This window comes from Streptomyces sp. NPDC025273, assembly GCF_040638585.1.
GTDB classification, from domain to species: Bacteria; Actinomycetota; Actinomycetes; order Streptomycetales; family Streptomycetaceae; genus Streptomyces; species Streptomyces cinereorectus.
Window position 1 is genome coordinate 205656 of sequence record NZ_JBEZYP010000005.1, and the last position, 10997, is coordinate 216652.

General features: G+C 72.3%; 8 protein-coding genes. 2 read left to right on the forward strand and 6 right to left on the reverse strand.

Annotation, left to right across the window (positions count from 1 at the left end; all coding sequences use genetic code 11):
* The first annotated feature begins 568 nt into the window (after positions 1-568).
* Entirely contained in the window at positions 569-1555 is a 987-nt protein-coding gene (locus tag AB0F38_RS11690) for a MarR family transcriptional regulator (RefSeq protein WP_361890345.1), read from the forward strand.
* A 276-nt stretch (positions 1556-1831) separates the two neighbouring features.
* On the forward strand, positions 1832-3610 hold the full coding sequence (locus AB0F38_RS11695) for an acyl-CoA dehydrogenase (RefSeq protein WP_361890348.1): 1779 nt from the start codon (positions 1832-1834) through the stop codon (positions 3608-3610).
* 75 nt (positions 3611-3685) lie between these two features.
* Here the strand turns inward: AB0F38_RS11695 and AB0F38_RS11700 are convergent, their stop codons facing one another.
* The 6 genes from AB0F38_RS11700 to AB0F38_RS11725 form a co-directional block, all read right to left on the reverse strand.
* The gene (locus tag AB0F38_RS11700; RefSeq protein ID WP_361890351.1) at positions 3686-4279 is read right to left on the reverse strand and encodes a hypothetical protein; all 594 of its coding nucleotides are present in this window, start codon (positions 4277-4279) and stop codon (positions 3686-3688) included.
* 491 nt (positions 4280-4770) lie between these two features.
* Complete coding sequence (locus AB0F38_RS11705; RefSeq protein ID WP_361890353.1) at positions 4771-5364, reverse strand: TetR/AcrR family transcriptional regulator; 594 nt, start codon at positions 5362-5364, stop codon at positions 4771-4773.
* Positions 5352-6086, reverse strand: coding sequence for an enoyl-CoA hydratase family protein (locus AB0F38_RS11710; RefSeq protein ID WP_361890355.1), 735 nt, complete (start codon positions 6084-6086; stop codon positions 5352-5354). Before AB0F38_RS11710 ends, AB0F38_RS11705 begins: the two co-directional genes overlap by 13 nt.
* Positions 6083-7660, reverse strand: coding sequence for an AMP-binding protein (locus tag AB0F38_RS11715; protein ID WP_361890358.1), 1578 nt, complete (start codon positions 7658-7660; stop codon positions 6083-6085). Before AB0F38_RS11715 ends, AB0F38_RS11710 begins: the two co-directional genes overlap by 4 nt.
* A gap of 126 nt (positions 7661-7786) precedes the next feature.
* Complete coding sequence (locus tag AB0F38_RS11720; RefSeq protein ID WP_361890361.1) at positions 7787-8953, reverse strand: acyl-CoA dehydrogenase family protein; 1167 nt, start codon at positions 8951-8953, stop codon at positions 7787-7789.
* Positions 8950-10896, reverse strand: coding sequence for a biotin carboxylase N-terminal domain-containing protein (locus AB0F38_RS11725; protein ID WP_361890364.1), 1947 nt, complete (start codon positions 10894-10896; stop codon positions 8950-8952). Before AB0F38_RS11725 ends, AB0F38_RS11720 begins: the two co-directional genes overlap by 4 nt.
* Positions 10897-10997: the final 101 nt, after the last annotated feature.

Below are 10997 nucleotides of genomic sequence, written 5' to 3' on the forward strand. Positions count from 1 at the left end.
AGAATCCCGGATCGCGGGGCCGGACACGGCGCGGGCTCAGCACGTCGTCCTCGCCGCTGAACAACGGCTCGGCTATACGTATCTTTCGGTGATGCCTTCGCCAGGTCTCGAAGCCGGTCATCCACGGCCGTACCCGCCCCGCCTTGCTCAGGCACCCGCCACGCCCAGCTCCTGCACGGCCTTCGCCGCCCGTCCGTGCCTCCGGCTCCGACGCACAGGGCCGTCCGACGCTCGGATCTCGCGTCGCGGGACCCGAGCCCCGGGGACGCCCGGTTCACTCCTCAGGGTGTATGTGGAGACGTCCGCGCCCGAAGCTTGAGCTTCGGGCTCCGGGAGTCGGGACGCGGGCTCCGGGATGCGAGCGCCTTCCTGTAACCGGTAAGGAAAAGAAGGGGTTGGGGAAACCCTCCCCCACCTCCCTGACCCGTCACGGCCAGCAAATATGACTAATCGTGGTCGAGTTGCGGCGAAGCGTCACGACTGCTTACCGTGCGACCGAACGAACGACCCCGACGCGGTGTTGACGCACCGGCCGGGGTCTCACCCCACGATCGAAGAAAGCGATCCCGTGGCTACCCAGCACACTAGCGCCGCCCCCCGCACCCCCGCACTCTCCCGCCCGTACCCGATGGCCAAGCCCGGTTACGGCAAGCGGTCCATGCCGGACCAACCTGCTCCACACGCCGAGGACTTCGCGCTCCTGCCGGCCCGCGAGCGGTACATCGCCGGGTTCGTCGACCACCTCCCGGACGGCGCGTCCATGGACGTGAAGAGCCTCGCCAAGCAGCTGCCGCTCTACGGCCAGCAGGCGGTCGGCTCGGCCCTGAAGGCCCTGTCCGTCGCCGGGCATCTGCGGCGCGTACGGTGCCTGGTCGGCGAGGGCGACCAGGTCCGCTGGGTCTTCCGGACGTTCTGGTCCCGTACCGCCCGCGACAACGAGTGGTGGGGCTCCTACCTCGCCGACGAGGGCCGCGAGCCCGCGCCGTCCGCCGTCGCGCCACCGCCCTGGGTGCCCGCCGAGGAGGAGCCTGAGGCCTCGCCCGCGACTCCGGCCGTACCGCGGCAGCGGATGGCGGAGCCGGGCCCTGCTCCCGATGCCCCCTCGCCCGCCTACCTGGCTCTGGCACGGCTCGGCCGGACCGAGCCGCGCCTGGTCCTGTCCGCCGCCGACTGCGCGGTCCTGGAGGCACGGGCCGCCGAGTGGCTGGACCGGGGCGTCGACACCGACTACCTGACCCGGGCCCTCACCGCCCGGCTCCCCGCGCAGGTCGACTCACCCGTCGGGCTCCTCCGCCGACGTCTCCACGACAAGATTCCGCCACATGTGCCCCCGGCACCTGCGCCGTCCGTGCCCGGGGAGCCCGTCCACCGCACCCTGCCGGAATGCACCAGGTGCGGCGCGCCCGGGCGCCCTGAGGCCCTCCCCGACGGCCTGTGCCGCGCCTGCCACCGCCCCGACCCGACGGAGCCTGTCGCCGCACCCCTCGCAGGTCTCGCCGCGTCGGACGTCCGCGCCCGTGCGGGTCACGTCCGCGAGCTGCTCAGGGCCCGCTGAGCCCCTGCCGCCGGATCGCCCCCGGCGTCCCCGGGTGAACGCGGCGACCTGATGCGGCACTGACACGCGGGGAACGGAATCCGCCCCGCCCGACAGCGGCTGACGGCCGCTCATGTCCCGTGCCGGAACCAGCCATTTGCTCAGTATCCGCAGCGCCGGGGTCCCCACGAAGTCCAGCGGAAGCCGCCCCCGACGCCTGTCCGCCGTTGCAGCAAACTCGCCAATCGTGCGCTTCGTCACGCTGCGGCAAATGATCACTACGGCTAGCTTTTGGATGTGATCCCCCTTCAGATCGACCGCACCGAGACCCCGCTCGCCGAGCTCACGGACCTCCTCTTCGCGCACCGACTCGAGTCGGTTCACGGACGATGGAGGCAACTCTTCGGCTCCGCCCCGTTCGCGTTCAAGGAGGGCCTGACCCATCAGGAGCGCATAGCGCTGTCCTACGACCGCCTCAGGCTGGTCAACGCGGCCGTGGACGGTCCGCAGGACCTGGTGACCGACCCCGTCGAGCTCACCGCGCTCCACGAGTGGGCGGGCATCGTCGACCCGGGCATGGCGACCGTCGCCAGCATCCACTACAACCTGTTCCTCGGCAGCCTGCTGGATCACGACCGGGCAGGGCGCGATCTGTCCGAGTACGTCCGGGCGGATCGCATCGGCACCTTCCTGTGCACCGAGCTCGACCACGGCAACGACGCCGCGCAGATGGAGACCACGGCCACGCTCGACCGTTCGTCGGGCGGCTTCGTCCTGAACACGCCGACGCCCGGGGCAGCCAAGTACATGCCCAACACCGGCCCCACCGGGGGAGCGAAGAGTGCCGTCGTCGCGGCACGCCTGATCATCGACGGCGCTGACAACGGTGTCTTCCTGTTCCTCACTCCGCTGAGCGACGAGGAAGGACGTCCGCTGCCGGGAGTGGACGTGCGTCCGCTGCCCCAGGCGGCCAGCAGCCCCGTCGACCACTGCACCACGGTCTTCAGTGACGTCCGCCTCCCCCTCGACGCCCTCCTGCAGGGCGACCACGGGCGCCTCACCCCGGAAGGCGAGTTCGACAGCTCCCTGGGCAGTCCCCGCAAACGGTTCCTGCGCTCCATCGGACGCGTCACGATGGGCAAGCTGTGCATGAGCGCCTACAGCCTGGGCGTGACGCGCCATGCGCTGACCGTCGCCATGCGCCACGCCCACACCCGGGTCACGTCCGGGATGACCAGCGGCCAGAAGGTGCCGCTGATAGCCCACCGCAGTCACCACGCCCCCCTGCTCGACGCGGTGGCGACCACCTATGCCGCCACGCTGCTGCACCGGTCCGTCGTGCAGCAGTGGACCTGGGCCGATGACGCCGACCGTGAGGACCTCGAGCGTCTGACGGCCATCAGCAAGGGCTGGATCACCTGGCAGGCCCGTGCGGTCATGACCGAGTGCCGTGAGCGGTGCGGTGCCCAGGGGCTGCTGCTGGCCAACGGCATAGCGGGACAGCTCGCGGCCAACGAAGGGACGATCACGGCCGAAGGGGACAACAAGGTCATCTGGGTGAAGGCCGCGGGCGAGATGCTCCTGGGCGGCTTCGCCCCGAAGCCGCCCAGCGAGATCGCGCCGGAGCATCGCGCGCTGACAGATCCCGAGCACCTGCAGGACCTCATGGCCGACCTCGAACGCATATGGCACGCACGCGCGCGCAAGCGGCTCCGGGAGCGGGCGGCCTCGCCCATGGCCCGGTGGAACGCCGCCGTCACACCGGCTCTGCACCTGGTCGACAGCCACGTCCACCGGCTGGCCGGTGAGGCGCTGCTGACCGCCCTGAGCCAGGCCGGCTCCCCCTCCGCCCGCGATCTCCTCGGCGGCCTGCACGCCCTCTTCGCGCTGCGCCAGGTCGACGCGCACAGCGGAGACCTCCTGGCCGAGGGCCGCCTGACGGCCGCCCAGGTCCAGGAGCTCCCCGACACCGTCGAGGCCGTCGTCGCCGCTCTCGAACCGCACGCGCTCACGCTCACCGACGCCTTCGCGGTGCCCGAGTCACTCCTGAGCACCTATCCCATGCTCAGCACGTGAGCGGGAGGCGGAACTGACACGGCACAGGGAGCCCGCACCGGCCGTCGCACCCCACCGGCGGCCGGTGCGGACCGGTCAGAAATAGAGCGCCCGGTGCATCACGTACGTGAATCCGTCACCCGCGCTCAGAGTGCGCACCATCCGTTCGCAGAAGGTCTCGTACTCCGCCTCCTGCGTCCCGTCGAGGGAGATGGCCGTCGCCGGGCCGGCGGGTGCCGCCTGCCGCAGCGATCCCAGGAGGCGGGCAGGGGCCTGGATCTGCAGGATGTCCAGTACGCGGCGGAAGTTGTCCACCACGTTCTGGCCGTGTTCCGCGATCTCGCCGAGCGCGCGGGCCAGTGGCCCCTCCTCGGACTCCGCCTCCACCAGCAGACCGTGACAGGCCCTCAGCCCCTTGATGCTCTCCGCGCTCATCCGGACGGCATGCAGGCAGGTCAGTGGCGCACCACCCCGGCCGCGGAGCGTGTACCCCTCCGGATCCTGCCACTGACGGGTCCTGCCGGCCGCCCTCTGCTGCCAGTGGAGACGGGGAGGCATCCGGCTCTGGATGTCTCCCCAGCTTTCGTAGGCGGAGCGGATGATCTCTGCCTGTCCAGGGGGAAGGTCGCGCAGGTAGAAGTAGTACAGCGAATGGAGAAGCGGTTCCTCCATCGCCAGGAATCTGGTCATGAAGACGGGGTCTTCCGGCACCAGGACGTGCATCAAGCTCCTTCGGTCCGCCACGCTCGGAAAGGGCGGCCAGGGCCTTCACCCCGGCATACGAGACCGTCGGCGCACGGGATGGACGTGTCGTGTCCCTCCGCCAGGGTGCCCCAGGGGTGTGCGGCACCCTGCGGCCCCGAGGCGGACCCGCCGGTCTGCCGTGTCCGGGGAACCGGGTCACGGCCGGCGTGGACGCGGCACCTCTCGCCGTCCTCGCCCGGGACCACCGGCCCGACGCCCGCGGACAGCTCTTCGGGGAACGGCTGCATGCCTCATGAGCTGGGATGACGGTGTTCCGCCAGGACCACGTCAGGCACGGCCGGCACGGCACTCGTGGAGATGATCTTGCCATGCCGGACGGGCGGTCCCCGCCACGTCCGACGACCGGAACCTGACGGCGTACGGCGGACCGGCCCCGGCAGGGCCTCGCCCTCCCGGCGCGCCCCACCCGGCTCGGGTCAGCCCAGGGCGTCGTCCAGCAGGGCCGCCCACTGGGCGACGACCCTGCGGCGGCGGGCGGTGTCGTCGGTGAGGACGTTGGCGAGGCCGAGGCCGCGGGCCATGTCGAGGAGGCCCTGGACCGTCTCGCGGACTCCGGGGCGGGTCTCGTCGGCGCCGAGGAGCTCGACGGCGATGCGGTGGGTCTCGCGGCCGACGCGGGCTTCGAGTTCGGTGACGCGGGGGCGGAGCGGTTCCTCGTTGGAGGCGGCGACCCAGAGCTGCAGCGCGGCGCGGAAGAGCGGTCCCGTGTAGAGGTCGACGAGAGCCGCGAGGACCGCCGCCCGGTCCTGGACGGGCAGGGCCAGCAGGGCGGCTGAGCGCTTCTCGGCGACGTACTCGACGGCGCCGGTGAACAGGTCCTCGCGGGTCGGGAAGTGGTGCTGCGCGGCGCCGCGCGAGACCCCGGCGCGTTCGGCGACGACGGAGACGGTGGAGCCCGCCCAGCCGTGTTCGGCGAGGCAGGCCACCGCCGCGTCCAGCAGCCGTTGGCGGGTGGCGCGGCTGCGGTCCTGTTTGGGGGACTTGGGGGTCGTGGGGGTCACAGCAGCCATGCGGGATCCCGTCGTTCCAGGAAGGCCGTCATCCCCTCCCGTGCCTCGTCGGAGGCGAAGAGTGCCGCGGAGCGGGCGATGAGGTCTTCGGCGTACTGATCGAACGTCACCAGCACACTAGCCGTGACCAGCTCCTTCGATGCCGCCAGCCCCTGGGGGGAGGCTCTGCGCAGTCCGTCCAGTACCGGTTCGAGCGCCTTGTCCACGTCTTCGGCGGCGAGACTCACGAGGCCGGTCCGGGCGGCTTCCGCCGCGTCGAAGCGCTCGCCGGTGAGGTAGTAGCGGGATGCCGCACGGGGGTCCAGGCGCGGCAGCAGCGGCAGGGAGATGACGGCGGGGGCGAGGCCGAGGCGCGACTCGGTGAGGGCGAAGGAGGAGCCGGGGCCCGCGACCGAGATGTCGCAGGCCGCGAGGAGTCCGAGGCCGCCTGCCCGGACGTGCCCGGTGACCCGGGCGACGACCGGTTTGGGCAGGGTGATGACGCGTCGCATGAGGGCGACGAAGGCGTGCGGGTCGGCCGGTGCGGTGAGGTCGGCGCCCGCGCAGAACGTGTTGCCGGTGTGGGTGAGGACCACCGCCCGTACGGTCTCGTCCGCCGCGCAGGCGTCCAGGGCGTCGGCCAGCCCGGACACGAGCCGTGCGCTCAGGGCGTTGCGGTTGGCCGGGGAGTCGAGCGTGAGGGTGGTGACGCCCCGGTCGTGGGTGGGTTCGGCGAGGGTCATTGCTTCCTCTCCCGGTCGCGCAGTTCCCGGCGCAGGATCTTGCCCGAGGCCGCGCGGGGTACGGCCTCGATGAATTCGGCCTGTCTGACCTTCTTGTACGGGGCGACGCGCTCGGCGACGTACGCCATGACGTCGTCGGCGGTGAGGTCCGGCGCGGACGGCCGGCGCACGAGGTAGGCCTTGGGGACCTCGTTGCCGTCGGCGTCCCGGACGCCGATGACGGCGGCGTCGGCGACCGATGCGTGGGTGAGGAGGAGCGCTTCGAGTTCGGCGGGGGCGACCTGGTAGCCCTTGTACTTGATGAGTTCCTTGACCCGGTCGACGACGAAGAGCCAGCCGTCCGCGTCGACGCGGCCGACGTCCCCGGTGTGCACCCAGCCGTCGCCGTCGATCATGGCGGCGGTGGCGTCGGGGCGGCCGAGGTAGCCCTTCATCACCTGGGGGCCGCGGATGAGGATCTCGCCGTCGGTGTCGATGCCGAGGTCCGTCCCGGGGTCCTCGATGGACACGATCCGCATCTCGGTGCCGGGCAGCAGCTTTCCGACGGCTCCGGGCGGCGGGTTCTCGGCGTCGAGGGGCACGACGTGGGTGCCGGGCGAGAGCTCCGTCATGCCGTACGCCTGGCGTACGGGCGGCACGCCGAGGCGGGCGGAGCAGGCTTCGGCGAGTGCCGCGTCCAGGGGGGCGGCGGCGCTGACGACGTACTCGAGCGAGGACAGGTCGTAGGCGCCGACGGCCGGGTGCTTGGCGAGGGCCAGGACGATCGGCGGGGCCACGTACAGGCCACTGATGCGGTGCTCCTGGATGGCGCCGAGGAACTGGTCGAGCTCGAAGCGGGGCAGCACGACGACGGTGGCCCCGCAGCGCAGCGGGACGTTCATCAGGGCGGTCAGCCCGTAGATGTGGAAGAAGGGGAGGACGGCGAGGATGCTGTGGCCGGGCCCCATGGGGATGAAGGGGCGCAGCTGCTCCAGGTTGGTGGCGATGGAGCGGTGGGTGAGCATGACGCCCTTGGGGGTGCCGGTGGTCCCTGAGGAGTACGGGAGCGCGGCGACGTCCTCGGCGGGGTCGAACGCGATGCCGGGCTCCGGGGCGGTGGAGCCCAGCATGTCGAGGACGGAGGTGTGGCCCTCGGCCCGGTCGCAGACGAAGATCTCCTGGATGCCGCCCGCGAGTGCCGCCGCCCGGCGGGCGACGTCGAGGAACGGGGACACGGTGACGATCCAGCGGGCGGCACAGTCCTTGAGCTGTTTGGCGAACTCCTCGGCCGTGGCGAGCGGGTGCACGGTGGTGACGGAGGCTCCGGCGCGCGTGGCCCCGTAGAAGACCGCAGGGTAGGCGATGGTGTTGGGGCTGTGCAGGGCGAGGACGTCGCCCTTGCGCAGTCCTGCCCCGGCGAGGTGGGCGGCGATGCGGCGGTGGAAGGTGTCGAGCTGGGCGTAGGTGACGGAGAGGCCGTTCGTGCCGTCGATCAGCGCGACGGTGTCTCCGAAGGCCGCGGCCCCGCCGAGGACCGCCTCGTGGATGGGTGTGTCGAGGGCCGGAACGTCTGCGTACTCACTGTGGAACACCATGGTGGTCCCCTGTCGTCGCGGTGCGGCGGGCACGGCGCCCCGTCGGGAGCGGGGCCGCCGTGCGGGTCTGCGGTGTCGGAATCGCCCTTGTCGGTACGGAAGGGGGAGACCCCGGACCGTGCGTCGTCAGTACGACTTCGGGAGCCCCAGCGACTGGTGGGAGACGTAGTTCAGGATCATCTCCCGGCTGACGGGCGCGATGCGGGACACGCGTGCCGCCGTGACCAGGGAGGCGAGGCCGTACTCGCGGGTGAGGCCGTTGCCGCCGAGGGTGTGGACCGCCTGGTCGACGGCCTTGACGCAGGCTTCGGCGGCGGCGTACTTCGCCATGTTGGCCGCCTCGCCGGCGCCCGTGTCGTCGCCGTCGTCGTAGAGCCGCGCGGCCTTCTGCATCATCAGCCGGGCGAGCTCCAGCTCGATGTGCGCCTGGGCCAGCGGATGGGCGATGGCCTGGTGGGAGCCGATGGGGGCGCCCTTCCAGACGGTGCGGGTCTTCGCGTAGTCCACCGCCCGCCCGACGGCGTACCGGCCCATGCCGATGGCGAAGGCGGCGCCCATGATGCGCTCCGGGTTCAGGCCGGCGAAGAGCTGGAGCAGGCCGGCGTCCTCCTCGCCGACGAGCGCGTCGGCGGGCAGCCGTACGTCGTCGAGGACCAGCTCGAACTGCTTCTCGGCCGCGTACAGCTCCATGTCGATCGCGGTGCGTTCGAAGCCCGGGGCGTCACGCGGGACGATGAAGAGGCACGGCTTGAGCTTTCCCGACCTCGCGTCCTCGGTACGGCCGACGACGAGGGTCGCGTCGGAGATGTCGACGCCTGAGATGAAGACCTTGCGGCCGGTGAGGATCCAGTCTCCCCCGCTCGCGCGGCGGGCCGTGGTCGTGATGCGGTGCGCGTTGGATCCGGCATCGGGTTCGGTGATGCCGAAGGACATGGACCGCGTGCCGTCGGACAGGCCGGGGAGCCACGTCCGCTTCTGGGCCTCGGTGCCGAAGCGGGCGATGACGGTCCCGCAGATGGCGGGAGAGACGACCATCATCAGCAGGGGTGATCCGGCGGCGCCGAGCTCCTCCAGGACGATGGAGAGTTCGGCCATGCCGCCGCCCCCGCCGCCGTACTCCTCGGGGAGGTTGACGCCGAGGTAGCCGAGCTTGCCCGCCTCGGCCCACAGTTCGCGGGGGTGTTCGCCCTCGCGGGCGAGGGCGGTGGAGTACGCGCGGCCGTACCGCGTGCCGAGCGCGGCGACCGCGGCGCGCAGCGCCTTGTGCTCTTCGGTTTCGAGGACGGTGCTCATGGGGTCGTTTCCTCCTGGTGCGCGGGGGCGTCCTGTACGACGGCGAGCAGGGCACCGACCTCGACCTGGAGGCCGGGGGCGGCGTGGAGCGCGGTGAGGGTGCCGGAGGCGGGGGCGAGGATGCGGTGCTCCATCTTCATCGCCTCCAGCCAGATCAGCGGCTGCCCGGCCTCGACGTCCGAGCCCGGTGCGAGGCCCTCCGCGAGGCGGACGACGGTGCCGGGCATGGGGGCGAGCAGGGAGCCCGGTTCGGTGCGTTCGGCGGGGTCGGTGAAGCGGGGCAGGACGGTGAAGGTGTACGCGCCCGCGGCGCCGTCCACGTAGGCCCGCCCGTCGTGGACGGCGACGGTGAAGTGCCGGGTGATGCCGTCGGCTTCGAGGGTGACGTGGCCGGGTGCGGCGGCGACGACACGTTCGCCGGTCTCCGGCCGGAGGCCCTCGCGTCCGGCCCGGTAGGCGATCTCGTACACGGTGCCGTCCGGTTCGCTGCGGTAGCTCGCTGTCCGGGGGCCCGAGGCGAGGTTCCGCCAGGCGCCGAAGCGGGCGGTTCCGGTGGCGGGCCGGGTGGCGGCACGGGCGAGGGCGGCGGCGGTGGCGGCGAGGCGGCGGCCGTCCTCGTCCTCGGGCCGGGTGAGTGTCGCGAGGTGCCGGTCGTAGAAGCCGGTGTCCGGGCGGGCTCCGGCGAAGTCGGGGTGGCGCAGGGACCGTACGAGCAGGTCGCGGTTGGTGACCGGCCCGTGGATACGGGCTCGTTCGAGGGTGCGGGCGAGGAGGCGTACGGCTTCGGGGCGGGTGGCGGCGTGGGCGACGACCTTGGCGAGCATCGGGTCGTAGTGCACCCCGATGGTGTCGCCGCCGGTGTAGCCGGTGTCGAGCCGCAGGCCGGGACCGTCCGGGACGTCCAGGGTGTGCAGGGTCCCGGTCTGCGGCTGCCAGTCCGCGGCGGGGTCCTCGGCGTAGAGCCGGGCTTCGACGGCGTGTCCGTGGGGTGCCGGAGGTGCGGCGGGCAGCGGTCCGCCCTCCGCGACGCGCAGTTGCAGGGCGACGAGGTCGAGCCCGAACACCGCTTCCGTGACGGGGTGTTCGACCTGGAGGCGGGTGTTCATCTCCAGGAAGTACGGGCGTCCCCCGGCCGATACGAGGAACTCGACGGTCCCCGCGCCCCGGTAGCCCACCGCCTGGGCGGCGGCCACGGCGGCGTCGTGCAGCCGCCCGCGCAGTGCGTCGTCGAGCCCCGGTGCCGGGGCCTCCTCGATGACCTTCTGGTGGCGCCGCTGGAGGGAGCAGTCGCGGGTGCCGAGTGCCCACACCGTGCCCTGTGCGTCGGCCATGACCTGGACCTCGACGTGCCGGCCGCGTTCCACGTAGGGCTCGGCGAAGACCTCGCCGTCCCCGAAGGCGGAGGCGGCCTCGGCGGAGGCGGCCGTCAGCTCCCCGGGCAGATCGCCGAGCGCGCGTACGATCCGCATCCCGCGTCCGCCGCCGCCCGCCGCGGCCTTGAGCAGCAGCGGCAGATCACCGGCGGTCGCGCCCGCGGGGTCGACGGGTGCGAGGAGCGGTACCCCGGCGGCGGCCATGAGTTCCTTGGCCCGGGTCTTGGACGCCATCAGTTCGATGGCCTTGACCGGCGGCCCCACCCAGACGAGCCCGGCGTCCTGCACCCGCTGGGCGAAACCGGCGTTCTCGGAGAGGAAGCCGTAGCCGGGGTGCACGGCGTCGGCGCCTGCCGTGCGGGCCGCGGCCACGACGAGGTCGCCGCGCAGGTAGGTGTCGGCGGGGGACGCCCCGGGCAGCCGTACGGCGGTGTCCGCCTCCCGGACGTGCAGGGCTCCGGCGTCCGCGTCCGAGTACACGGCGACGGTGGCGATGCCCAGCTCGCGGCAGGTGCGGAAGATCCGGCAGGCGATCTCGCCCCGGTTGGCGACCAGGAGCGAACGAATCATGGCTGGCAAGAGAAGACCCTTTCCACTGGAACAACGGGACCGTCGACCGAGGAACCCGTGCGGCGAGCCCCTCCGCAGGAGCGGCGGCGGTTCGGCCGCAG